The following is a 24998-nucleotide window of genomic DNA, read 5'->3' as shown; positions in this document are numbered from 1 at the left end:
TACACCACCCCCGCGATATGCGACCCTTGGCGCAAACCACCCCCGCCACAGGACCACCACCCATGACCACCCCCTGCATCCTCTGCGTCGCCATCACCGGCTCCGTACCGACCAAAGCCGCCAACCCCGCCGTGCCGATCTCGATCGCCGAGCAGGTCGAGTCGACCCAAGCAGCCTTCGAGGCCGGGGCCTCGATCTGCCACGCCCATGTGCGCAACGATGACGAGACCCCGTCCTCCGATCCCGAAAAATTCGCGCGGCTGATGGAGGGGGTGCAAAAGCATTGCCCGGGCATGATCATCCAGTTCTCCACGGGCGGGCGCTCGGGCGCGGGGCGAGCGCGGGGCGGGATGCTTTCGCTGCGGCCCGACATGGCCTCGCTCTCGGTCGGGTCCAACAACTTCCCCACGCGCGTCTACGAGAACCCGCCGGAATTGGTCGATTGGCTGGCCTCGGAGATGAAAACCCACGCGGTCAAGCCCGAGATCGAAGCCTTTGACCTCAGCCACATCCACAAGGCCGCCGAGATGAACCGTGACGGGCGCATTCCCGGCCAGCTCTATGTGCAATTCGTCATGGGCGTGAAAAACGCCATGCCGGTGGACCGTGAGACCTTTGATTTCTATATCCAGACGCTCAACCGCTTGGCGCCCGATGCGCAGTGGTGTGCCGCCGGGATCGGGCCGAACCAGATCGTGCTGAACGAATGGGCCATCGCGGCGGGTGGCCATACGCGGGCGGGGCTTGAGGACAACGTGCGGCTGGACCGCGAGACGCTGGCGCCCTCCAACGCGGCGTTGATCCAGCGGGCGGCTGATTTATGTGCAAAATACGACCGCCCCGTCGCCACGGCTGCACAAGCGCGTGAGATTCTCGGCCTGCGCCCGGCGTAGGCTTGCCGCAAGTCGGGTGCCGCGTTGAAATGCGGGGCGGGGCCGCTATGTCCCGTTCCAGCAACCAACAGGAGCCTGAAATGCCCCAGACCCGCCGCCATTTCCTTGCCACCTCCGCCGCCGCCGCTGGCGTCGTGACCCTGCTGCCCTTCGCCGCCCGCGCCGCTACGCAGAGCGGCGATACCTTCGACACCGACGCAGGGCCGATCACGGTGCATCCCGTCGACCATGCTTCCATCGTGTTGGAGACGCCCGCGGGCGTGATCTATGTCGATCCGGTTGGCGAGCCCGCGCAATACAGCGATTTTCCGGCGGCGGATCTGATCCTCATCACCCATGAGCATGGCGATCACTATAATGCCGATACGCTGGCAGCACTGGCGGGCGATGAGGTGCAGATCATCACCAACCCCGCCGTGTTCGACATGCTGCCAGACGCGCTTGCGGCCAAGGCCAGCAAGATTGCCAATGGGGAGAATACCGAGTTCAACGGTGTGCCGATCGACGCGATCCCGGCCTATAACACCACCGAAGAGCGCAAGAAGTTCCACCCCGAGGGGCGCGACAACGGGTATATCCTCGGCTTCGACGGCTTCCGGGTCTATATTTCGGGCGATACCGAAGACACGCCCGAGATGCGCGGGCTGACCGATATTTCGCTGGCCTTCGTTTGCATGAACCTGCCTTTCACGATGGACTCCAACGCCGCCGCCTCGGCGGTGGCCGAGTTCAAGCCCGCTTACGTCTACCCCTATCACTTCCGGGGCAAAGACGGCGGCACCCAAGACCCACAGGAGTTCGCCAAACGCGTTGGCACCGATGTCGAGGTGAAATTCGGCGACTGGTATTAACCTAAGTGGCCACGTCCGAAGGGGCGTGGCCGCCTCTGATACAGGCCGTCCGATCGAAACCGCCGATTCCGGGATGCGGAGGGGCTGTTCCACGCCTGCGCCCCTCCTCGGGAAATTTTCCCTTAACAAATTCAATAACCTAACTGCTCTCCCTGCGGGAGTCCGAAGTTTCGCTTGATCGCCTTCGGTCCGCGGACTAGCGTGACCTGCGACAAATGCGAAACAACGGTTCGCATTGTGAAACAAGTCTCTGGGAGGAGCCGACATGACAATTTTCAAACACCTGAGCTGCGCTGCAGCTCTGGCGCTGGCTGGTGGCGCGGTAAGCGCTGAGACCGTGTTGATTCACGGGGAAGCCGGGCCGAACCGCGGTGCGCGCGCGCAGGCGTTGCAGTGGTTCGCCGATCAGGTTGCCGAACGGTCCGAGGGCGATATGCGCCTCGACATCCAGTGGGGCGGGGCGCTGTTCAAAGCCAATGCCGCCGTGCAATCGCTGGCCGATGGCGTGGCCGACACCGGCTCGGTCATCGCGGTCTATTACCCGCAAGAGATGGCGGGCTACGGTATTGCCGACCTGCCGGTGAACAACCCCGACGCTTGGGTCGGCATGCGCGCCACCGATGAGCTGATGCGCAGCAATGAAGCCATTCAGGAAGACCTCGCCGAAAAGAACCTCGTCTACATCGGCACTTGGACGACCTCTCAGGTGAACATCGGCTGCAAGGGCGGCGCGATCAAATCGGTTGAAGACATCGCGGGCAAGAAGGTCCGCGGCGTGGGCGCCTATGGCAAGGTCTTTGGCGAGCAGGGCGCGAATATGGTCAATATGTCGATCTATGATGCCTATCAGGGTCTCGACACCGGCCTGATCGACTGCTCGCAGGGCTACAGCTATGCCGTCGCGGCGCTGAAACAGGCCGAGGTGATGGACAGCTACACGATCCTCGATTGGGGTCAGGTCGGCGGTCTTGGCATCTTCATGAACAAGGACATGCACGACAGCCTGACCGAAGAGCAGCAGGCCACGCTGGCCGAGGTTGGCGCGGACATGGCCGATGAGTTTGGCCGCCTGATCACCGCCGCCAACGATAAGGCCATCGCTTCTATGAAAGAGCAGGGCGTCGAGGTCATCACCCTGCCCGAAGAGGACCGCGCGCAGCTGGTGAAAGCCGGTGAGAAGTTCCTTAACGAATGGGTTGAGACCGCAAACTCCACCGGCCTGCCGGGCGAGCAACTGCTCGAGGAGTATAAGGCGCTCATCGTCAAATACACCGAAGAGCGTGACGCCAATGGCTACCCTTGGGACGCCGCCGGTAACTGATCGCTGACACTGGGGAGGGGCAGCAAATGTTGGTAAATCTGGAGAAAATCCTGTTGGGACTGGGGGCCTTGGCGGTGATCGCCTTGGGGGTGTTGATCACCTCCAACGTGATCGCCCGCGCGCTCTTTGCCAGTCAGGTGCCCGATAGTGTGACCATGGTGCGAGAGCTCATGGTCGCCGCCATCCTGCTGCCCCTCGCCGCCGCCACCGCGGCGCGTGCGCATGTCTCGGTCGCCTTCGTGACCGACCGTTTCCCTGAGCGCGCCCGCTCGGTGCTGATCGTGGCAGGCTCTGCCATCGGGATGCTGGCGCTGGCGCCGCTGATCTATTCCGGGGGGCGCGAATTCCTCTCCGTGGTGGAGAAGGGCAGCTTTTTCTACGGCGACCTGAACCTGCCGAAATGGCCGGGGCGGTTGTTGTTCCTGATCGGGATGATCGCCACCTTCCTGCGGCTGGCCGAACTGACATGGCGCGACGGGCGCACAGTGCTCGCGGGCGGCGTGGTCTCTGACGAACAACAACATGCGGCCGACCTTCTGGCCGAGAAGGACGTGCTGTAATGGATGCCTCGACCATCGGGATGATCGCCTTTGCCGCGGTGCTGATCATGCTGGCCCTGCGGGTGCCGATCGCCTTCACGCTGGCCTCGGTCGCGACCGTCGCCACCTTCTTCATCTTCGCCTTCCGCACCGGCACCTTCATGCCCGAACGCGCGATCAAGGCGACCACATCGATGGTGTTCTCGAATTCCTTCGACCTTATTCACTCCTACGACCTGTCGATGATCCCGCTCTTCGTGGCGCTTGGGCATATCGCTTATCGCGCCGACATCACGACAAAGATCTACCACGCCGCCAAGGTCTGGCTGACCAAGCTGCCGGGCGGGGTCGCCATGGCCTCTGTCATGGGTTGCGGCGGGTTTTCCGCGATCACCGGCTCGTCCATCGCCTGCGCCTCGACCATGGGCAAGATCTGCACCCCCGAGATGCTGCGCATGGGCTATGACCCGCGCCTCGCCACCGCTTCGGTCGCGGCGGGGGGCACGCTGGGCTCGCTCATTCCGCCGTCGGTGCTCTTTATCATCTACGGTATCTTTACCGAGACTTCGATTTCCGCGCTCTTCCTCGCCGGTGTCTTGCCGGGGCTGTTGACGCTGGCGGGCTTCGTGCTGGTCATCGCCCTCTGGGTCTGGCGCGATCCGTCGGTCGCCCCCTCGACCGACCAGCGCTACAGCGCGGGGGAGCGTTGGACCGCAGCGCTTGAAAGCTGGCCTGCGATCCTTCTGTTCGTCCTTATCATCGGCGGGATCTACGGCGGCATCTTCACCGCGACCGAGGCCGCCGCCGTCTGCGTCGTCTCGGCCACGCTGATCGGCTTTGCGCAGAAGAAACTCGACTGGGCCGGTCTTTGGGCCGCGGTCAAGGAAACCTGCGTGCAGACCTCTGCCATTTTCCTCATCGCCGCCTCGGCCAAGATCTTCGTGGCCTTCGTGGCGCTCACCGGGGTCGCGGGCACCATCGTGGGTTTCGTCTCTGACGCGCAGTTGTCGCTGGTGGTGCTGATGCTCTGCATCGCGCTGATCTATCTTCTGCTCGGCATGTTCCTCGACCCTATCGGCATCATGGTGCTGACCCTGCCGCTGATGATCCCGCTGGTGGAAAGCTATGATCTGAACCTGATCTGGTTCGGCGTCGTGGTCATCAAGCTGTTGGAGATCGGCCTGATCACCCCGCCCGTGGGCCTCAACGTCTTCGTCATCGCCAATGTGGTGGGGCGTGAAGCGCCGATCGACAAGATCTTTGCCGGGATCACGCGCTTTCTCAGCGTCGACGTGATCGTGCTGATCCTGATCATGTCCTTCCCGATGATCTCGCTTTTGATCCCGATGGCGGCGCGATGAATCAGGCGGCATCCGATACCGGCACGGACCGCAAGTTCGCCAATACGCTGGCGCGGGGGCTTGGCATTCTGCGGGCCTTTCGCGCCAGCGACAGCGGGCTGAGCCATGCCCAGATCGCCGAGCGGACGGGGCTGCCGAAACCCACCGTGTCGCGGCTGACCTATACGCTGTGCGAGTTGGGGTATCTGGCCCATGGTGGGCGCAACGACAAGTTTCGGCTTGGGCCTGCGGCGATTGCGCTCGGCTCCGTCGCCTCTGTCGCGGTGAGCTTCGTGGATATGGCGTCGGATGCGATGCAGGAACTGGCGGATGAGACCGGCACGCTGGCGTTGATCGCCGTGCGCGATGGCGACCGGATGATGCTGGTGCGCACTTGGCGGCCGCGCACCGCCTCGACCATCTGGCTGGAGCCGGGGCATCGCATCCCGGTCTATGGCTCCTCCTCGGGTCTGGCCACGCTGGCCAGTCTCGACGAAGACCGTTTCGAAGCGCTGGAACCCGATGACCGTCTGCGCGATTTCCGCCGCGAGGGCTATGAGCAACTGCTGGCGCAGGGCTTTGTGCTGGCCCCGCCCGATACCCGCTATGCCCGCAATGTAAACGCGGTCAGCGTGCCCTATTACGCCGGTGAATTCGGAGAGCCGGTGTCCTTTAGCTGCGGCGCGCTGCCCGCCGACTTGCCCGACGACCGCATTCTGTCACAAGTGGGGCCCGCCCTGCGCGACGTGGTCAGCGGCATCGAACAACGCACCGGACGGGCGCCCGCCCTGTCACGGCGCGGATAAAGACAAGGAGACATCACATGACCGACAAGATCGCCTATTCCCGCCACGACGACATCGTCGTCCTGCGCATCGAGAACCCGCCCGTCAACGCGCTGAGCCAAGCCGTGCGGCAGGGACTGGCGGAGGGCATGGACCGCGCCGAGGCCGAAGACGGCGTGCGCGCCGTGATGATCGTGGGCGAGGGCCGTGCCTTTATCGCCGGGGCCGACATCACCGAATTCGGCAAACCGCCGATGGAGCCGCATCTGCCCAATCTCTGCAACCGCATCGAAGCCTCGCCGCTTATCGTCGTCGCCTCCATGCATGGCGTGAGCCTCGGCGGCGGTCTCGAAGTGGCGCTTTCGGCGCATTACCGCATCGCCCAGCCCTCGGCCCGCGTCGGCCTGCCGGAAGTGCACCTTGGCCTCATTCCCGGCGCCGGTGGCACCCAGCGTCTGCCGCGCCTCATCGGCGTGGAGCCTGCGCTGGATGCCATCACCACGGGCCGCCACATCAAGGCACCGCAGGCGCTGGAGATGGGCATCGTCGACCGGGTGGAGGAGGGCGATCCGCAGGAGGTTGGCCTCGCTTACGTCCGCGAGCTGCTCGACAGCGGCGCCGAGCGCCGTCCGATCTGCGAGATGCCGGCACCCGCGCCCATCGACTGGGATGCCGCCTATGAGGCGACGCTGAAGAAAGGCCGCGGCCAGATCTCCCCCGCCGAGGCCGTGCGCGCCGTGCAGGCGGGTGTGGAGAAACCCTTCGAGGAGGGCATGAAGGCCGAGCGCCGCATCTTCTCGGAACTGATGAACACCGACCAGCGGCAGGGCATGATCCACGCCTTCTTCTCGGAACGTGCGGTCAGCAACCTCCCCGAACTGAAAGGCGTCGAGCCGCGGGATCTGAAAGCCATCGGCGTGATCGGCGGCGGCACCATGGGCGCGGGCATCGCCACGGCGGCGCTGCTGTCGGGCTTCTCGGTCGTGCTGATCGAGATGAAGGAAGAGGCCGCCCGGGCCGCGCATGCGCGTATCTCGGGCAACCTCCTAGGCGCGCTGAAACGCGGCAAGATCGACCAAGCGAAGTTCGATCACCTGACCGGCGAAGCACTGACCGTTTCCACCGAATACGACAGCCTGTCTAACGTCGATCTGGTCGTCGAAGCGGTGTTCGAGGATATGGGCGTGAAAAAGGACGTCTTCGGCAAGCTCGACGCGGTCTGCAAGCCGGGCTGCGTGCTGGCCTCCAACACCTCCTATCTGGACGTGAACGAGATCGCCGCCAGTACCAAGCGCCCCGAAGACGTGATCGGGCTGCACTTCTTCTCGCCCGCGCATGTGATGAAACTGCTCGAGGTCGTCGTCGCCGACAAGACTGCGAAAGACGTGGTCGCCACTGGTTTCGCGCTCGGCAAGGCATTGGGCAAGGTCTCTGTCCGCGCCGGCGTCTGCGACGGTTTCATCGGCAACCGCATCCTCGCCACCTACCGCACCGCAGCCGACCACATGGTTCTGGACGGCGCCAGCCCCTACAAGATTGACGCGGCGCTGGAAAAGTTCGGCTTTGCCATGGGCCCCTTTGCGGTCGCGGATCTGGCCGGGCTCGACATCGGCTGGGCCACGCGCAAGCGCAAGGCCGCCACGCGCCACCCCGAGGAACGCGTGCCAACCTATATCGACCGGCTTTGCGAACAGGGCCACTTCGGCCAGAAGACCGGCGAAGGCTACTACATCTACGAAAAGGGCAAGCGCGGCGGCACCCCGAACCCGGAAGTGACCCGCCTGATCGAGGAAGAGCAGAAAGAGCGCGGCATCACCCCGCGCGACTTCACCGACGCCGAGATCGTGCGCCGATACATGTGCGCCATGGTCAACGAGGCCGCGAAAGTGCTCGAAGAGGGCATCGCCAAACGCCCGCTCGACATCGATATGACCCTGCTCTTCGGCTACGGCTTCCCGCGCTATTGGGGCGGCCCGATGAAATGGGCCGACATTCAGGGCCTGCCCAACGTGCTGGCGGCGATCGAGGGCTTCGCCGAGCAGGACCCGTGGTTCTGGAAACCCGCGCCGCTGCTGGCCGAACTGGTCAAGACCAACCGCAATTTTGATGATCTGAACAAGGAAGCTGCCAAATGAAACAGGCTGTCATCGTCTCTGCCGTCCGCACCGGGCTGGCTAAATCCTTCCGCGGGTCATTCAACATGACCCATGGCGCCACCATGGGCGGCCATGTCGTCGCCGAAGCGGTCAAACGCTCTGGCGTCGCCCCCGACGCCATCGAAGACGTGATGATCGGCTGCGGCTACCCCGAGGGGGCCACCGGCTCGAACATCGCGCGCCAGATCGCCTTGCGGGCTGGCCTGCCGGTCACCGCCTCGGGCGTGACCGTGAACCGCTTCTGCTCCTCCGGTCTCCAGACCGTTGCCATGGCCGCAAACGCGATCTGCATGGAGGGCGCGGGCCCGATGGTCGCGGGCGGGGTGGAGAGCATCTCGCTGATCCAGCCCGACGTCAAATCGGTCAAGGAAGCCTGGCTGAAAGAGCACAAGCCCGAGGTCTATATGGCGATGATCGACACCGCCGACATCGTGGCCAAACGCTACAACATCAGCCGCGAGGATCAGGACGCCTACGGTCTGCGCAGCCAGCAGCTCATCGCCAAGGCGCAGGAGGCCGGTCTCTTCGACGATGAGATCGTGCCGATGACCACCACCATGGGCGTGCAGGACAAGCAAACCAAGGAGATTTCCACCCGCGAGGTCACCGTGGACCGCGACGAATGCGACCGCCCCAATACCACGATGGAGGGGCTTGCGGGCCTCACCCCGGTGCGCGGCGAGGGGGCCTTTATCACCGCCGGTAACGCCAGCCAGCTGTCCGACGGTGCCGCCGCTTTGGTGCTGATGGACAGCAAACAAGCCGAGCAGCAGGGGCTTCAGGCCATGGGCGCCTTCCGCGGCTTCGCCGTCGCGGGCTGCGAACCCGACGAGATGGGCATCGGCCCGGTCTTCGCCGTGCCACGCCTCTTGGAACGTCATGGGCTGACTGTCGACGACATCGACATCTGGGAGTTGAACGAAGCATTCGCGAGCCAAGCGCTTTACTGCCGCGACCGGCTCGGCATCGACCCGGACAAGTGCAACGTGAACGGCGGCTCGATCGCCATCGGCCATCCCTTCGGCATGACCGGGGCCCGGATGACCGGCCATATCCTGCGCGAAGGCCACCGCCGCGGCGCGAAACTCGGCGTCGTGACGATGTGCATCGGCGGCGGCATGGGGGCGGCTGGCCTCTTCGAAATCTACTAAAGGGGGCCGATATGGACCTGAGCTATACAGACGAAGAACGCGCCTTCCGCGAGGAGGTGCGTCAATTCCTCGCCGAAAAACTGCCCAAGGAACTTTCCGAGAAGGTGCGCCGCGGGCAGGAGTTGACCAAGGACGACCACGAACGCTGGCACGCGATCCTGAACGAACAGGGCTGGCTTGCCACCAACTGGCCCAAGGAGTTTGGCGGGGCGGCGTGGAACGCCGTGCAGCGTCACATCTTCGAAGAGGAGGCCGCCGCGCACCACGCCCCGCGCATCGTGCCCTTTGGCCTGTCGATGCTGGCGCCGGTGCTGCAGAAGTTCGGCTCGAAAGAGCAGCAGGACTACTGGCTGCCGCGCATCCTGTCGGGTGAGGACTGGTGGTGTCAGGGCTATTCCGAGCCCGGCGCAGGCTCCGACCTCGCCTCGCTGAAGACCACCGCGGTGAAGGACGGCGACCACTACGTGGTCAACGGCCAGAAGACATGGACCACGCTCGGCCAGCACGCCAACATGATCTTCTGCCTCGTGCGCACCGACAAGGAGGTGAAGCAGCAAGAGGGCATCTCCTTCCTGCTGATCGACATGGAAACGCCGGGCATCACCGTGCGCCCGATCATCCTGCTGGATGGCGGCGCCGAGGTGAACGAGGTCTTCTTCGACAACGTGAAAGTGCCCGCCGAGAACCTCGTCGGCGAGGAGAACAAGGGTTGGACCTACGCCAAGTACCTGCTGACCCATGAGCGCACCAACATCGCGGGCGTGGGCTTCTCCCAAGCCGGTCTTCAGGCCGTGAAACGCATCGCCAAATCCGAGATGGCCGGGGGCCGTCCGCTGATCGAGAACCCGCATTTCGCCGCCCGCGTCGCACAGGCCGAGATCGACCTGATGGCGATGGCCACGACCAACCTGCGGATCATCTCGAAAGCCGCCGCAGGGCAGGCTCCGGGCGTGGAAAGTTCCATGCTGAAGGTCAAAGGCACGATCATCCGGCAAGAGATCAACGATCTGGCGCGCCGCGCCGCCGGGGTCTACGCCATGCCCTTTGCCTCCGAAGCGGTCGCCGGGAGCAACGATGTGCTGCCCGACCCGCATGAAGCCGGCCCTGTGGCCGCGCAATATTTCAACAACCGCAAGCTGTCGATCTTCGGCGGCTCCAACGAGATCCAGCGCCAGATCATCGCCAAGACCATGCTGGGAGGTGACAAATGAATTTCGACCTGACCGAAGAACGCCAGATGTTGCAGGACAGCCTGCGGCGCTTCCTGCGCGACAAATACGACACCGAGACCCGCAACCGCATCCTCGAGAGCGAGACCGGCTATTCGACCGAGATCTGGGAAGGTCTGGCCGAACTGGGCGTGATCGGCGCGCTCTTCACAGAAGAGCAGGGTGGTTTCGGCGGTGCCGGTTTCGACCTTGCCGTGGTCTTCGAGGAACTGGGCCGCGCTGGTGTGGTCGAGCCGCTTCTGGACAGCGCCGTGCTGGCCGGGGGGCTGATTGCCGACCTCGGGACCGAAGAACAGCGGGAGCATATCGAGCAACTGATCGGCGGCGCGCTGCAACTGGCCTTCGCCCATGGCGAGCCGGGCAGCCGCTATGACCTCGAGCGCGTCACCACCTCGGCCACGCAAGACGGCGACCAGATCGTGCTCAGCGGCCGCAAGGCCGTGGTGGCCAATGCCGAGGCCGCCGACATGCTCGTCGTCTCCGCCCGCGAAAGCGGGGAGGCAGGGGACCGCGATGGCATCTCGCTTTTCCTCGTGCCCGCCGATGCCAAGGGTTTGACCGTGACTGGCTACGCGCTGCTCGCAGGTGGCCGCGCCGCCGAGGTGACACTCGATGACGTGACCCTGCCGGAAGGCGCCCGTCTCGGCGCGCCGGGCAAGGCATTCGAGGCCATCGATACCCGCACCGCCAAGGCCACCGCCGCGCTTTGTGCCGAGACGCTCGGCGCGATGGAGACCGCCTGCGCCCTGACGCGCGAGTATCTCGGCACCCGCAAGCAATTCGGCCGCCCGATCGGCTCCTTCCAGGCGCTGGCGCACCGCATGGCGGACCTGCTCATCGACCTCGAACAGGCGCGCTCGGCCGTGATCAACGCGGCGGGCCATCTGGAGGACGACCGCGAAAGCCGCGAGCGTCACGTCTCGGCGGCCAAGAACTTGATGGGCCGCGTTGGCCGGCTGGTTTCGGAAGACACGATCCAGATGCATGGCGGCATCGCCATGACGCAGGAGTACGAACTGGCGCATATCGCCAAGCGCATCACCATGGCAGACCACCGCTTTGGCGACATCGATCATCATCTGGAGCGGTTCATTGCACTATCCGCCGCATGAGGCTCCGACCAGCGGGGTTCAACAGCTGATCGGGTTTCAGCCCGACCTGTCGAACCCCGATGGCAGCACCCGCGTGACGCTCGACCTCGGGCCGCAGCACCTCAACGTCTCGGGCGTGCTGCACGGCGGGCTGCATACGCTGATGCTTGACGTCGCCGCCGGTTTCGCCTGCGCGCGGCACTGCGCGATGAACGGGCCTTTCGTGCCGATGCTGACGCTCTCGCTGACCACCGATTACATCGGTTCTGTCCGGGAGGGGCGGATCATCGCCACAGGCCGCGTCACCGGCGGGGGCTTCAAGATTCTCTACGCCGAGGCGCAGTTGCACGATGCCGAAGGCCGCCTGCTGTCGCGCGCCACCGGCGTGTTCAAGAGGGCCAAGACATGAGCGCAAGGATCGAGGACCGCGGCGACCGGCTGATCGTCTGGAACGGCAACGCCGAGAAACGCGGCGCGCTGACGCCCGCGCTCTACGACGCCATCGCCGAGGCGATGCGGCTGGCCGAAGAGCCGCGCATCCGCGCGGTGATCCTGACCTCCGAGGGGCGGTTCTTCTGCGCCGGGGGCGATCTCAACGTGCTGATCGAACGCCGCAAGCTGACCGAAGAGGTCCGCCGCGAGCGGGTCGATGCGCTGCATGATCTGGTGCGGTCGATCCGCGCCTGCCCGGTCCCCGTTATCGCCGCCGTCGAAGGCGGCGCCGCGGGCGCGGGCCTGTCGCTGGCGCTGGCCTGCGACATGATCGTGGCCTGCGAAGACGCGCAGTTCACCGCCGCCTACGTCAAGGCCGGTCTGGTGCCCGACGCCGGGCTTACCGCGTCACTCGCCCGGCTGCTGCCGCGCCCCTTGGCGATGGAGATGTGCCTCTTGGGCCGCCCGGTCATGGCCATGCGCTTTGCTGAACTGGGTGCAGTGAACCGCATTTGCCCCAACGGCCGCGCGCTCGACGAAGCCCTGATGCTGGCCGATACGCTGGCCGCAGGGCCGCGCGACGCGCAAGCCATGATCCGGGCCTTGGTAGGGCAGGCCTATGAGACCGACGAGGCCGCGCAGCTCGACGCCGAGCGCAACGCCATGGCCCGTGCCGCGGGCGGCGACGAGGCTGACGAGGGCATCGCGGCCTTTTTGGAAAAACGAAAGCCCCGGTTTTAGCCGGGCGGCGGCTGCCGGAGGAGGGGGCCGCCATTAGGCAGGAGGAGACACCCATGAATGCCAGGGTACAGGATTTTCTAGCTGAGCAATTGGCGACCCGCCCAGAGGCGGCGGCGCTGAGCGATGCCAGCGGTGCGGCTTGGAGCTTTGCCGATCTGGACCGCGCGCGCGTTGCCTTGGCGGCAGAGTTGCGCGGCGCGGGGGTGCAGGCAGGCGACCGCGTGCTGTTGATGGTGGAAAACTGCGTCTCCGCCGTGGCCGGGCTCTATGCCGCGTGGGAATTGGGCGCGGTGGCAATCCCCGTCAACGCCCGCCAGACCGAGGCGGAGGTCACCCGCATCATCAACCACGCCACCCCGGCGGCGGTGCTGCTGACCTGCGAGGTCTCGCCCGAGGCGGCGGCCCATGCAGCGCGGCTCGACGCAGGCGCGATTGCGGGCGATTTCGGCAAGCTGCATCTGGCCACGCCACAGCCCAGCAGCCCGGACGCCGATCTGCACGACGTGGCGGTGCTGCTTTATACCACCGGCACCACGGGCGACCCCAAGGGCGTGATGCTGTCCCATGCCAACCTGCGTTTCGGGGCGCGGGCCTCGGCCGATCTGCGGCAGATGGTGCCGGGGGATGTGGTCTATGGCGTCTTGCCGATGACCCATGTCTTCGGCCTCGTCTCGGTCCTGATGGCCGCCGTGAGCGCGGGCGCGAAGGTGCGGCAGGAGAGCCGCTTTTCCGCCGCGAAACTCCATGCCGCGACCCATGAAGACGTGACGATCCTGCCTGCGGTGCCGCAGATGCACGCGCTGGTCATGCAATATTCGCGCGAGCGCGGGATGCCGAAACTGGAAAGCCCGACCCTGCGCTATGTCTCCTCCGGCGGTGCGCCGCTTGACCCTGCGTGGAAACGCAAGGCCGAGGCCTTTTACGAACTGCCCTTACAGAACGGTTTCGGCATGACCGAGACCTGCTCGGGCGCCTCGGCCACAACCAATGCGCTTGGCTCGCCCGATACCTCCGTCGGGCCGGTGACACCGGGCACCGAGTGCAAGATCGACGACCAAGCCCCCGGCGGCAATGGCGCGGGCGAAGGCGAGGTTCTGGTGCGCGGCCCGCATGTGATGAAGGGCTATTACCGCAACCCGACCGAGACCGACAAAGCCATCGACGCCGAGGGCTGGTTGCACACGGGCGATCTGGGCAAGCTCGATGAGGAGGGGCGGCTGCATATCCTCGGACGTTCGAAGGAATTGATCATCCACGGCGGTTTCAACGTCTACCCGCCCGAGGTGGAAGCCGCCTTGAACGATCACCCGCGCGTGGTGCAATCGGCGGTGGTCGGACGGCGGCGCGAGGGCGATGAAGAGGTGCTGGCCTTCGTGCAGGTGGCACCGGGGGACGAGGTCACGGCAGAGGAGCTGCGCGGTTTCGTCAAGGAACGGCTCACGGGCTACAAACGCCCGTCGCAGATCATCGTGGCGACTGATCTCCCCGCAGCGCCCACGGGCAAGATCCTGAAGCACCGCTTGCTGACGGCCTTTGCCGATCAACTGGCGTGACGGGGCGGGGCGCAGAAGCGCCCCGCATCTTTATCAGACGTAGGTTCCTTCGGCGGCAGCGCGGATCGCACGGATGTTCTCGCCATAGGGCGCCGGATCGTTGACCGAACCGCCCTTGAAGACCGCCGAGCCCGCTACCAACACATCGGCCCCGGCCTCGGCCACCAGCGGCGCGGTCTTGGGATCGACGCCGCCGTCGATCTCGATATGCACCGGCCGGTCGCCGATCATGCTGCGCAATTCGCGGATCTTGGCGGTCATGTCGATGAACTTTTGCCCGCCGAAACCGGGGTTCACGGTCATCACGCAGACCAGATCGACCATGTCGAGGATCTCGGCCACCGCGCTCGCCGGCGTGCCGGGGTTCAGCGCCACGCCCGCCTTGGCGCCCGCGCCGCGGATCGCCTGCAGGGTGCGGTGGATATGGGGCGTGGCCTCGACATGGGCGGTGATCACGTCGGCGCCCGCCTTGGCGAAAGCCTCGATATAGGGATCGACCGGGGAGATCATCAGATGCACGTCCATCACGCCCTTGATGTGGGGCCGGATCGCCGCGCAGGTGGCGGGGCCGAAGGTGATGTTGGGCACGAAATGCCCGTCCATCACGTCCACATGCACCCAGTCGGCGCCTTGGGCTTCGATGGCTTCGCATTCGGCGCCGAAATTGGCGAAATCGGCAGCGAGGATGGAGGGGGCGATCTTGATCGAACGGTCGAAAGTCATGGGGGCAGCCTTTGTTGCGGGGGTTGGCCCCTCATAACGGCTGACCGCTCCCGGGGAAAGAGCCTAGAGGTCGAGCTCCAGCACGCCGCCGGGCCGGGCGGCGCGGGACTGGCAGAGGATGATCGCCCCTTCGCGTTGCTTGGCGGAAAGCACGAAGTCGCGGTGCTCCACCTCGCCGCCGCGCAACCCGCACTTGCAGACGCCGCAGATACCGTCGGAGCATTTCAGGTCCACCGGCACCCCCGCCGCGATCAGCGCCTCTGCGGCGCTCTCCTCGGCCCCGACCTCGATCTCGCGGCTCGAGGTGAGCTTCAGCCTGAAGGGGTGGTTCTCGTAGTCCGGCAGCTCGGGGGTGGAGAAATACTCCAGATGTCGCGCCTCTTCGGGGATGCCGGCGGCTTCGGCGGCGGCCAGCACCGCCTGCATGTAGGGCTCGGCCCCGCAGGTGTAGACATGGGTGCCTTCGGGGACGCGGGACATGATGGCGGGCAGGTCGGCGCGGGTGTCCTCAGATGAGATATGCAGATGCACCCGCTCGGCCCAAGGCATCGCCGCCAGTTCACCGGCAAAGGCCGCGGCCTCGCGGGTCGAGGCGGAGTAATGCAGATCGAAGGGCCGCCCGAGCGCATGCAGACGATGTGCGAAGGCGATCATCGGCGTGATGCCGATGCCGCCGCCCAGCAGCAGGCTGTGGGGGGCGTCTTCGATAAGTTCGAAATGGTTCACCGGCTTGCCGACGAAGATGCGCCGGCCCTTGGAGAACACCCGGTGCAGCAGCGCCGAGCCACCGCGGCCTTCGTCCTCACGCAGCACCGCGATGCGGTAGCGGCTGCGGTCCTCGGGATCGCCCAACAGCGAATAGGGCCGGAGGTATTCCGGCGCCACTACCAGATCGAGATGCGCGCCCGCGGTCCAGGCGGGCAGGTCATGCCCCTCGGGGTGGGCGATGTCGTAAAGCCTTGTCGTAGCGTTCAGCTCCTCCACCGCGGTGATGCGCAGGTCGAGCACCGGGGTATCGCTGCCGACTTTGTAGAGATGCAAATGGTCGGTCTCGCCCGCCGCCGTCTTGCGGCGATGTTCGTCGGCGCTGATCAGGGCGGCATGGGCCTTGATCCCGGCCTCGCGGTTCATCGGGTCCGGGTAGGGCCAAGGATGCGGGGCCAGCGGGGCGGGGTAGACGGCCAACGTCTGGTCCTCGAATTTGAGGTCCAATTCGGGTTGCAGATCCCGCGCGTTGACCGGCTGTGCGGGGGTGTCGAACCGGCCGGAGGGCTTGCGCTCGATGTCCCACCACCATTTCTTCACCGGGTTGAGGCGCCCCTTGCCGACCTTGTCGTCGAACTTGGCCAAGAGCGGTGCGGCGGCGGGGATGTTCGAGGCGGCCCAGCGGAAGGGGGCTTCGGCAAAGAGCCCCTCAAGGTTCCACGGGCAGGTCTTCATGCAGCGCCCGCACATCGCGCCGCCTTGGTTGGTGATCCGGTAGGTGGCGCATTTCTGGCTGTCGGATTTCCAGATCTCGTAGCCGTTGAACATCTTCTTCGGCCCGGCGGTGATCGCGCCGGAGGGACATTCGCGGGCGCATTTGTTGCAGGATTCGCAGAACTTCTGCAGGCCGAAGTCGATGGGCTTGTCATGAGCGACGGGCAGGGTGGTGGTGACCACGCCGGATTTCAACCGCGGCCCGAGGAAGGGGTTCAGGATCACCTCCCCGATGCGGCTGACCTCGCCCAAGCCCGCCAGCAGCAGAAGCGGCGGTTGCAGCACGTCGCCGTCCATCACCGTATGCGCCTTGGCCGCATGGCCGAGGTTGCGCAGATGTTGCGCCAGCACGCCGCCCAGCATCGAGAAGCGCAGATAGGCGCGCATGGATTGCGACACGGCGATCCAATCGTCGCCCGAGGAGCCTTCCATCGTGTCATACCCCTGGTCGATGATCAGGCTCAGGGCCTGATCATGCGGCGGGGTGATCGGGGTGCCGGTGGCATCGTGGCTGTACCATGTCCAGTCCGGGCAGGCCGAGAGGCCTGCGGCATCGGCGCCCAGAAAATAGCTCGCCGCCTTGAGGTTCGCGGCATTGCGCGCGGCATCCTCGGCCTCGGGGGCGTCTTCGTTCACTGGCCCGTCCTGCAACAGGATCAGCGCGCCCAACAGGCGGCGCTGCGCGGCGGAGGGGGCGGATTTGATGACATGGTGTCCGCCCTTCATGGCGTTCTGCACCTTCGGCCCCATGTCGCCGAACTGGCCACGCGCGAAAAGATCGCCGCGTTTCGGCACGCGCGGCACGTTGGCGGCGTCGATGTAGGTCGTGGGCGCCTCGACGCGCTTCAGCGTCTCGAAAGGATGCGGCCCCATGGCATAGTCGCGCCGGGCGTAGGGATCAACGTTGCGCGCGCTGACCCCGCCGTGGGTGCCCAACTGCCAATGCGGGCCTTTCAGCACCGACCACGGCTGGTCGGAGAGCGGGGCCAGCGGCATGTCGGGCGCGAGGTCCATGTCGGTCGTCACCACCGCGAGGCCGAAACGCGGGCCGATCCATGGCGCCTGCAGGATGTCGTCCTCCATCACAGCCAGCCCCGCCGCCACGGCCAGTTGCCCGAGGCTCACGTCGGAGGTGGTGGCCGAATGCACCTTGGCCGCGAAGCCCAACTGGCGGATGTATTCGGCGAGCACGGTGGCGCTCTCGGTGCTGCGCAGGCAGGCGCGCTCGACTTGCGCGTCCATGATCCAGTCGCTGCCCGGCTCGCCCGCGCGCGGGTCGCGGGGGTAGGCGGTGAGGATCACCAGCGCATGACTGTGGCCGTCGATCGGGGTTTCCGGCGCATCCACGGCGTCGCGCAGGTCGGCCATGATGACGTCGACGCCCGCGGCCAGCGTCTTGGTCTGGCGGCTGCGCAGACCTTCGGCCAATTGCGCGGTGCCTTGGCTGCGGCGCGGGCAGGGCAGCACCGCTTCGCGCGGCAGGGCGCAGACGCCCATCATCGAGGCATCGTTGTAATAGCCAAAGGATTTGAGGTGGTTGGCCCGCTCCTCCGGGCTGTCGGGGATCACTGCGCCCGCCCTGTTGACCGGCCCGTCGCGCAGCAGGTCCATCATCGCCTGAAAGGGGGCCATGGCGTTGCAGATGCTCTGCGGCGTCTCGGGCCGCTCGAACCGCAGTTCCGGCTCGGGCGTCTTGGGCAGCCGGTCATGCGGTGCCTGCGACCGGCGCAACCGTTCCAGCGGAAAGGGGCCGAGGTGCATGGGGCGGGTCTTGGACGAAAAGAGCTTCATGGACAAATCGATGCCACGCTTTGGGGCGATATGCCAGTCTTGGTTGTATTGGTAAGCTCCGCTCTCGCTTGACTTTTTGCGCCGCCGCCGCCCATGCTGCGGCAAAATTGGAGGAGTAAGATCATGACCCTGTTCACCCGCCGTCAGGCCATCGCAACTCTGGGCGCCGCAACGGCTGTGGGGCTGGCAGCACCGGCTCTGGCGCAGGACCGCAAGATCACCCTGGGCGCGCTGCGTTTCACCAGCCACGCAGGCAGCTTCGTCGGCTTTGAACGGGACTATTTCAAAGAGGCCGGTCTGGATGTCGAACTGCGCTTCTTCGAGGCCGCGCAGCCGATGGCCGTGGCGATTGCCAGCGGCGATGTGGACTATGCGCTCACGGCGATTTCTGGCGGGCTGGTGTCGCTGGCGCAAAAGGGCGCGGTCAAGGTGATCGGCGGCGGTCTGCAAGAAGAGCAGGGCATCGACGGGCAGAAATTCCTCGTCTCCGACGCCGCCTATCAAGCGGGCATCACCGCGCCGGGCATGTTGGACGGCAAGAGCTTTGGCATGACGCAGGCGGGGTCGTCCTTCCACTACATGGGCTCCAAAATGGCCGCGGCCGAGGGGATCGACCTCAAGTTCAAGCCGTTGCAAAAGGTCGGCGCGGTGATCGGCGCGCTGAAGTCGGGCCAGATCGACGCATGGTCGATCGTGCCGCATATCGCCAAGCCTCTGGCCGGGTCGGGTGCGGTGCATATCATCGGCGATGTGGCGACCTATCTGCCGGATTATCAGGTGACCACGGTCTTCACCTCGACCAAGAACGCCACGGACGAGCAGGAGATGACCGAGAATTTCCTTGCCGGTTATTCCAAAGGCGTTGCCGATTACAACGCGGCGATGATCGCCAAGGAAGGCGGCGATGCGGGCGTCGACGAGATGGTCGACCTGATCCACAAATATGTCTACACCGACCGCCCGCGCGACAAGGCGGCACCGTCGATTATCAACGGCACCATGCGCCTGAACGAAGGGGCCAAGCTGAACGTCGCCTCGGTCCGCGATCAGTTGGAGTGGTTCCAGTCCGAAGGGCTGGTCGATGCCGACATCACTTTGGAAACGCTGATCGACACCTCTTATGTCGAGACGGTGGGCAGCTAAACGGTGGGCAACTAAAAGCCCGCCCCTCTGAATGCCACGCAGTGCAAGGCGCGCCCCCCACGGGCGCGCCTTTTGCTTTCAAGTCCGCGAGGCGATTTCCGCCGCGCATGACTGGCAATGCCGCCGTGCCAAGATACCTATGACACTGATAGGGGGCCAAGCCCCTGTGCAGAATATGGGAAACGACGGTGAGCGACGGCAGTTTTTTCGCCCTGAACGGCTATCATTTCGCATTGGGGGCCGTGGGGGCGGTGGTCATCCTTGCCCATTGGCTGCCCCGCTTTTTCAGCCGTCGTGAGCCTGCGGCCTCGGGGTTGTTGATCCTGTTGGGCATGGCGGTCTTTGCCCTTGTCCCCGGCATGCCGAGATTCCCTGACCCCCGCGCGATGCCCTTTCCATGGGAGGTCGTCTCGGAGCTTTGCGTCATCGTCGCGCTTTTCGCGACGGGGCTGCGGATCGACCGGCTTTCGGATTGGTCCCGCTGGGGGCCGACGGCGCGGTTGCTGGCGCTGACCATGCCGTTGACGATCCTGTCGGTCGCGCTGATGGGCTGGGCCTTTGCGGGGATGACCGCGGCGGGCGCGATCCTCTTGGGGGCGGTGATGGCGCCCACCGATCCGGTTTTGGCCGCCGATGTGCAGGTTGGCCCGCCGCATGAGGGCGGCGAGCATCCGGTGCGTTTCGCCCTGACGACCGAGGCGGCGCTGAATGACGGTTTGGCTTTTCCTTTCGTCTACCTTGGTATTCTGGTCGCGGCCGAGGGGTTGGCCCCGGCGTCTTGGGGCGTGGAATGGCTGGCGCGCGACGTCTTTTGGCGCATCGCCGTGGGTGCCGCCATGGGGGCTGCGGGGGGCTGGGCCTTGGGGCAGGTTCTCTTCGCCGTGCCGCGCAATGCGGTACTGGCGGAAACCTCCTCGGGCGTGGTGGCCTTGGCCGGGGTGCTCTTGTGCTATGGCACCACGGAATTGGCCGAGGGCTATGGCTTTATCGCCGTGGCGATGGCCGGTCTGGTGATCCGGCGGGTCGAGGCCGATCACGCATTTCACCGGCGTTTGCACGACTTCACTACCGCTGTCGAACATGCGCTGACGGCGCTTTTGCTGGTGGCGATCGGTGCCGTGCTGCCTGCCTTGCTGAGCGATCTGACCCTTGCGGGCGCGGTGATCGTGCTGGCGCTGATCTTTGTCGTGCGCCCCTTGGCGGGGTGGCTGTCGCTTATGGGCACGCCGCTTGAGACCCGCCCCCGCTGGGTTGTCGCGCTCTATGGCATACGGGGGATCGGGTCGATCTACTACCTTGCCTATGCGGCGGGGAAGGTTGAGTTTCTGGATGAGGAGCCGCTTTGGGCGATGGTGGGTTTTGCCATCCTTCTGTCGACCTTGGTGCATGGGTTCACTGCCGGGATCGCGGTGGATGGGCTGCGCGGCAAGGAAGGGTCGCCCTCCTAACCGGCACGGGCGGGCAGGGGAGGGCGCGCCCTCTTGCGGATCGCACATTGCGCGCGGGGCAATTTTGCTGAAAAAGGGCGGCATGGACCTCAAGCTTTCCTCCGTCAGCCATTACTATGGCGATACCCAAGTGCTGCGTGACATCACGCTCGACATTCCTTCCGGCCAAATCGTTTGCATCGTCGGCCCGTCGGGCTGTGGCAAATCCACCCTGCTTCGGATGCTGGGCGGGTTGGAACGCCCCAGCGAAGGCCGCGTGTTGCAAATGGGCGATGCGCCCGAGGGCTGTCTGAACCCGCTGACCTATATCTTTCAGGACTTCGCCCTGCTGCCGTGGCGCAGCGTGCGCGGCAATGTGGCGCTGGTGCTGGAGGGGCATGGGCTGGGCAAAGCGCGGCGCGAGGCGATCATCGCCGATGTCTTGGCGCGCACGAAGCTCACCGATTTCGCCGATGCGCTGCCCAAGCAGTTGTCGGGCGGGATGAAACAGCGGGTGGCGATTGCCCGGGCACTGGCAGTGAACCCTGCCGTGATGCTAATGGACGAGCCGCTGAGCGCGCTCGACAGCCAGACCCGCGAATTGCTGATGGATGACCTCGTGGCGCTTTGGACGCGCCAGCCCTTCACGGCGGTCTATGTGACCCACAACCTCGCCGAGGCGGTGCGGCTGGGGCATAAGATCGTCGTCCTGTCGCGCCGTCCGGGCGAACTGCGCGAGGTGGTGGAACTGGACATGCCGCTGGCCGAGCGGCGCCACGGCGATCCGGTATTAGAGGCGCAGCAACAGCACCTTTGGGGCTTGATGCGTGATGAGGCCGCGGCGGCGGATGCGGAGTTGATCGATGGCTGAAATGACGGATGCAAATGCCCGCGAGGTGACCTTTCGCGGCGGTGGTTTCCAGCCCGGCACGCGGCGCGGCGTGGGGCTTGCGGTTTTCGTGGTGCTGATCCTGCTGGCGGAATGGGGCACGCGCAGCGGTTTCATCTCTCCCCTGACCCTGCCGCGGCCCAGCGATGTCTTGCTGACCTTTCAAGAGCTTTACCAGTCGGGGATGCTGTTCAAACACCTCGGCCCCTCGCTGACCCGTCTGGCGGTCGGCGCGTTGATCGGTGCGTCCTTGGGGATCGGCATCGGCGTGTTGATCGGGTTGTTCTCCTTGGTCCGCGCGGGGCTGGTGCCGCTGGTGGCGGCGATTTTCCCCATCCCCAAGATCGCGCTGCTGCCGCTCTTCGTGATTTGGTTCGGTATTGATGAGGCCAGCAAATACGCGCTGATCGCCTTTGGCACCTTCACGCCTACGGTGGTGGCGACCTATGCGGCGGTGGACAATGTGGACCGGGTGCTGATCCGCATGGGGCAGAGTTTCGGCCTCGGCTGGTGGTCGATCGTGTCCAAGATCGTGGTGCCCGGCGCGATGCCGGGGATCCTCTCGGGGCTGCGGATTTCGCTGACCATTGCGATCATTCTGCTGGTGGCGGCAGAGATGCTGGGCGCGGAATATGGGATTGGGGCGTATATCCTGCAGGCCGGGAGCCTGTATGATCTGGAGCGGCTGTTTGCAGGGGTGGTGATCCTGTCGCTGCTGGGCGTGGCGGTGTCTGCTGCTGTGGCCTTTGTGGAGCGGCGCGTGTTGAGCTGGCGGGTATAACACAAGGGCCATCGCCTGCCCGCGGGTGGGCGATCCAAACGGCGGTTCATGCCACTTTATGGCTCAACCGTGATAAGACCTCGCCAGGGCGGGCCTAGCCTCACCAAATCGCCTACCCGTCCGGGCGGGCAGGCGATGGCCCGGCGCCTGCGGCTTGATTCCGGGCTTGGGGTGGTAGTCAATACCGGGGGAGGGCCGGGCGCCAAACACTCAGTTCCGGGCCGGGGTGGTAAGAGCGCATCATTTGCGTATCAATAGCGCCTACCGCCCTCATCAACGGACCCCCACCATGACCGAACACACCACCACCCACGCCGCCGACGAAGACGCGCGCAACCGCGACATCAAGATCTACGTCAATGGCGACATCGTACACCGCGACGAAGCCAAGGTCTCGGTCTATGACGCGGGCTTCATGCTGGGCGATGGCATTTGGGAAGGCATGCGCCTCTATAACGGCACATGGGCCTTCTTCGATGAGCATATGGACCGCTTCTTCAACTCCTGCAAAGCGATCTCGCTCGACGTGGGGATGGACAAGGCCGGCATCGCCGACGCCCTGCGCCGCACGGCGGAGGCCAATGACATGCATGAGGACGTGCACTGCCGCCTGATGCTGACCCGCGGGATCAAGGACAAACCCTTTCAGCACCCCTCGCTCAGCACCACGGGGCCGACGCTGGTGATCATCATGGAGCATTCCAAGCCGGTGGACCGGCTGCAATCAAAGGGCATCCGTCTCGCCTCGGTCCCGCAGGTGCGCGGTCTGCCGCACAGTCAGGACCCGAAGCTCAACAGCCATTCCAAGCTCAATTGCATCATCGCCTGCCTTCAGGCCGAGGAAGCGGGCGCGGATGAAGCCCTGATGCTCGACCCGCATGGCTTCGTGAACACCACCAACGCCTGCAACTTCTTCATCGTGCGCCGGGGCGAGGTTTGGACCTCGACCGGGGACTATTGCATGAACGGCGTGACGCGGCAGAAGGTCATCGACCTCTGCCATGAAAACGGCATTCCGATGCGGGAGAAGAACTTCTCGCTCTACGAGGCTTACGGCGCGGATGAGGCTTTCCTGACCGGCACCTTTGGCGCGCAGACCCCGGTGGCCGAGATCGACGGCAAACCCATTGGCACGGGCGAACGCCCCGTCACCAAACGCATCCAAGCGCTCTATAAAGAGCTGATCAAACAGCACACGGCCTGAACGCCGCGAGGGTGCCCGCCCCCGCAAAGGGGCGGGCGGCATCTTAGGAGACCATGCGCTTGAGCGCTGGTATGCGCCGCAGCAGAAGCCAATCCAGCAGACCCACGACCAGCAGGGTGATCCCCGCCATCGGAAAGGCCAGCGCCACGGCCAGACCGACCACAACCGCGCCTTTCCACAGGGTCATATTGCGCGGCGCGGGCGGGGCCGAGAGCCAACCGTCAGGGTTTGCCGGGCGGCGTTTCCACCACATCACCACGCCCGAGACGCAAAGAAAGATCACCGACAGACAAAACAGCGTATTGGCCACAACGCTCGGCCAACCCAAGGTGCCCATATGCAGCGCGATGCCCACGGCCATCGCCTTCCCGGCCAGCGAATAATCCGCATAGCGCACATCGGCGAGGATCTTGCCCGTGTGCCGGTCGACATGCACCGTCCGGTCGCTGGTGGGGTCTTCGGCATCGGTGTTCATCGAATCCCGGCTCAGCGTCCAAACACCGTCCTCGCCGCGCGGCAGGTTCATCTGATAGCGCGCGTCAAAGCCGATCTGCCGGGCCAGCGCGTCGATACTGTCGAGCGTGGCGGGCGTGCCTTCGGCCAGCCCTGCGACACCGGCATCGCTGCCCGAGGCGGGCATCGGGGTCTGCTCCAGCGCCCATGGCACCTCCTTGGGGCCGTGGTTCATGGCAGCGTGGATGTCATCCGACAGCGGAGCCTCCCATTTCTCTGCCGGGAACTGGCTCCATGCCTGCACCATCTTTTCACCCCAGATACCGGCCCAAGAGAGGCCCGAGATCAGGAAGAAGAACAGCACGACAGAGACCCAAAGCCCGATCGCCCCGTGCAGGGATTTCCACAGCGCCCGCCCACGGCCCAGTCGCGGCAGCAGCGTCGCCCGCCAACCGGTGCCGCGCGGCCACCAGAGGTAGAGCCCCGTGGCGATCAGCACCATGCCGAGCGAGGCCGCAATCTCGATCATGCGGTCGCCGGTGACGCCCAGCAGCAGGTTGGCGTGAATGTTGTCGGCTATGTCATACCAGCCGCTGCGGCGCGGGAAACTGGCGAGGACTTCGGCCGTATAGGGATCGACGGCGACCATGGTCGCCACGTCATGCGCGTCCACCCGAAAGATCGCGGCCAGATCATCGGCGCGGGGGGCGACATATTGCACAAGGATGCCGCCTTCGATGCTGGCCTGCGCGGCGGCGGCCTGATCGGAGAGGGCGAGGGGCGCGTCTTGGGGCGTGACGGCTATTCGCTCTCCGTCCCGCCCGCCGATAAAGGCGATCCAGAGCATCACGAGCCCGGTCAGGGCAAGCATGATGAAAAAGGGGATGACGTAGACCCCGGCATAGAAATGCCAGCGCCAAGCGGCGCGGTAAAAGCTGTTCGCACGTTGCGTGTTGTCGTTTTGCAGGGCTGTCGCGCCTGCAGGATCGATGGAAACCATATGTTTGGTCCTCTGACTGGATTGAT

General features: G+C 65.2%; 21 protein-coding genes. 18 read left to right on the top strand and 3 right to left on the bottom strand.

Translation table 11 applies throughout. The annotated features are described in order from the left end of the window. Nucleotides 1–62: 62 nt before the first annotated feature. The 13 genes from ACGYK7_RS04700 (at nucleotide 63) to ACGYK7_RS04640 (ending at nucleotide 14082) form a co-directional block, all read left to right on the top strand. Complete coding sequence (locus ACGYK7_RS04700; RefSeq protein ID WP_394399489.1) at nucleotides 63–893, top strand: 3-keto-5-aminohexanoate cleavage protein; 831 nt, start codon at nucleotides 63–65, stop codon at nucleotides 891–893. Nucleotides 894–973: 80 nt separating this feature from the next. Beyond that, entirely contained in the window at nucleotides 974–1744 is a 771-nt protein-coding gene (locus tag ACGYK7_RS04695; protein WP_394399487.1) for an MBL fold metallo-hydrolase, read from the top strand. Between the two features lie 265 nt (nucleotides 1745–2009). Further along, nucleotides 2010–3065, top strand: coding sequence for a C4-dicarboxylate TRAP transporter substrate-binding protein (locus tag ACGYK7_RS04690; RefSeq protein ID WP_394399485.1), 1056 nt, complete (start codon nucleotides 2010–2012; stop codon nucleotides 3063–3065). Between the two features lie 26 nt (nucleotides 3066–3091). Then, nucleotides 3092–3625 carry a TRAP transporter small permease gene (locus ACGYK7_RS04685; protein ID WP_394399483.1) on the top strand — a complete coding sequence of 178 codons (534 nt, stop codon included), beginning with the start codon at nucleotides 3092–3094 and terminating at the stop codon, nucleotides 3623–3625. Next, nucleotides 3625–4965 (top strand): TRAP transporter large permease, encoded by a 1341-nt coding sequence (locus ACGYK7_RS04680; protein ID WP_394399481.1) that lies wholly within the window; start codon nucleotides 3625–3627, stop codon nucleotides 4963–4965. The genes ACGYK7_RS04685 and ACGYK7_RS04680 overlap by 1 nt, the downstream gene beginning before the upstream one ends. Continuing rightward, complete coding sequence (locus ACGYK7_RS04675; protein WP_394399479.1) at nucleotides 4962–5750, top strand: IclR family transcriptional regulator; 789 nt, start codon at nucleotides 4962–4964, stop codon at nucleotides 5748–5750. Before ACGYK7_RS04680 ends, ACGYK7_RS04675 begins: the two co-directional genes overlap by 4 nt. A gap of 17 nt (nucleotides 5751–5767) precedes the next feature. Further along, nucleotides 5768–7864: a 3-hydroxyacyl-CoA dehydrogenase NAD-binding domain-containing protein gene (locus ACGYK7_RS04670; RefSeq protein ID WP_394399477.1), complete on the top strand. Its 2097-nt coding sequence runs from the start codon at nucleotides 5768–5770 to the stop codon at nucleotides 7862–7864. Continuing rightward, on the top strand, nucleotides 7861–9036 hold the full coding sequence (locus tag ACGYK7_RS04665; RefSeq protein WP_394399475.1) for an acetyl-CoA C-acyltransferase: 1176 nt from the start codon (nucleotides 7861–7863) through the stop codon (nucleotides 9034–9036). The genes ACGYK7_RS04670 and ACGYK7_RS04665 overlap by 4 nt, the downstream gene beginning before the upstream one ends. An 11-nt stretch (nucleotides 9037–9047) precedes the next feature. Beyond that, a complete protein-coding gene (locus ACGYK7_RS04660; RefSeq protein ID WP_394399473.1) occupies nucleotides 9048–10247 on the top strand; it encodes an acyl-CoA dehydrogenase family protein in 1200 nt (399 codons plus the stop codon). Beyond that, the gene (locus tag ACGYK7_RS04655) at nucleotides 10244–11377 is read left to right on the top strand and encodes an acyl-CoA dehydrogenase family protein (protein WP_394399471.1); all 1134 of its coding nucleotides are present in this window, start codon (nucleotides 10244–10246) and stop codon (nucleotides 11375–11377) included. The genes ACGYK7_RS04660 and ACGYK7_RS04655 overlap by 4 nt, the downstream gene beginning before the upstream one ends. After that, nucleotides 11358–11765 (top strand): PaaI family thioesterase, encoded by a 408-nt coding sequence (locus ACGYK7_RS04650; RefSeq protein WP_394399469.1) that lies wholly within the window; start codon nucleotides 11358–11360, stop codon nucleotides 11763–11765. Before ACGYK7_RS04655 ends, ACGYK7_RS04650 begins: the two co-directional genes overlap by 20 nt. Beyond that, nucleotides 11762–12529, top strand: a complete 768-nt coding sequence (locus ACGYK7_RS04645; RefSeq protein WP_394399467.1) for an oxepin-CoA hydrolase, alternative type — start codon at nucleotides 11762–11764, stop codon at nucleotides 12527–12529. The genes ACGYK7_RS04650 and ACGYK7_RS04645 overlap by 4 nt, the downstream gene beginning before the upstream one ends. Nucleotides 12530–12582: 53 nt before the next feature. After that, nucleotides 12583–14082, top strand: coding sequence for a class I adenylate-forming enzyme family protein (locus tag ACGYK7_RS04640; protein ID WP_394399465.1), 1500 nt, complete (start codon nucleotides 12583–12585; stop codon nucleotides 14080–14082). 33 nt (nucleotides 14083–14115) lie between these two features. Here ACGYK7_RS04640 and rpe read toward each other — a convergent pair whose 3' ends face one another. Further along, a complete protein-coding gene (rpe, locus tag ACGYK7_RS04635) occupies nucleotides 14116–14805 on the bottom strand; it encodes a ribulose-phosphate 3-epimerase (RefSeq protein WP_394399463.1) in 690 nt (229 codons plus the stop codon). 63 nt (nucleotides 14806–14868) lie between these two features. After that, on the bottom strand, nucleotides 14869–18075 hold the full coding sequence (locus ACGYK7_RS04630; protein ID WP_394399460.1) for a 4Fe-4S double cluster binding domain-containing protein: 3207 nt from the start codon (nucleotides 18073–18075) through the stop codon (nucleotides 14869–14871). A 123-nt stretch (nucleotides 18076–18198) separates the two neighbouring features. Here ACGYK7_RS04630 and ACGYK7_RS04625 point away from each other — a divergent pair, with 123 nt between their 5' ends. The 5 genes from ACGYK7_RS04625 (at nucleotide 18199) to ACGYK7_RS04605 (ending at nucleotide 23519) form a co-directional block, all read left to right on the top strand. Continuing rightward, complete coding sequence (locus ACGYK7_RS04625; protein WP_394399458.1) at nucleotides 18199–19218, top strand: ABC transporter substrate-binding protein; 1020 nt, start codon at nucleotides 18199–18201, stop codon at nucleotides 19216–19218. 188 nt (nucleotides 19219–19406) lie between these two features. Then, on the top strand, nucleotides 19407–20666 hold the full coding sequence (locus ACGYK7_RS04620; protein WP_394399456.1) for a cation:proton antiporter: 1260 nt from the start codon (nucleotides 19407–19409) through the stop codon (nucleotides 20664–20666). A gap of 82 nt (nucleotides 20667–20748) precedes the next feature. After that, nucleotides 20749–21516 (top strand): ABC transporter ATP-binding protein, encoded by a 768-nt coding sequence (locus ACGYK7_RS04615; protein ID WP_394399454.1) that lies wholly within the window; start codon nucleotides 20749–20751, stop codon nucleotides 21514–21516. After that, a complete protein-coding gene (locus ACGYK7_RS04610) occupies nucleotides 21509–22315 on the top strand; it encodes an ABC transporter permease (RefSeq protein WP_394399451.1) in 807 nt (268 codons plus the stop codon). Before ACGYK7_RS04615 ends, ACGYK7_RS04610 begins: the two co-directional genes overlap by 8 nt. A gap of 289 nt (nucleotides 22316–22604) precedes the next feature. Beyond that, nucleotides 22605–23519, top strand: a complete 915-nt coding sequence (locus ACGYK7_RS04605) for a D-amino acid aminotransferase (protein ID WP_394399449.1) — start codon at nucleotides 22605–22607, stop codon at nucleotides 23517–23519. Between the two features lie 43 nt (nucleotides 23520–23562). On the opposite strand, the gene ACGYK7_RS04600 is transcribed toward ACGYK7_RS04605, so the two are convergent. Further along, entirely contained in the window at nucleotides 23563–24972 is a 1410-nt protein-coding gene (locus tag ACGYK7_RS04600) for a PepSY-associated TM helix domain-containing protein (RefSeq protein ID WP_394399447.1), read from the bottom strand. Between the last annotated feature and the right edge of the window lie 26 nt (nucleotides 24973–24998).

The organism is Sulfitobacter sp. 1A15299, from assembly GCF_043556915.1.
Lineage (GTDB): Bacteria > Pseudomonadota > Alphaproteobacteria > Rhodobacterales > Rhodobacteraceae > Sulfitobacter.
This window is presented reverse-complemented; position numbering and strand designations above follow the sequence as displayed.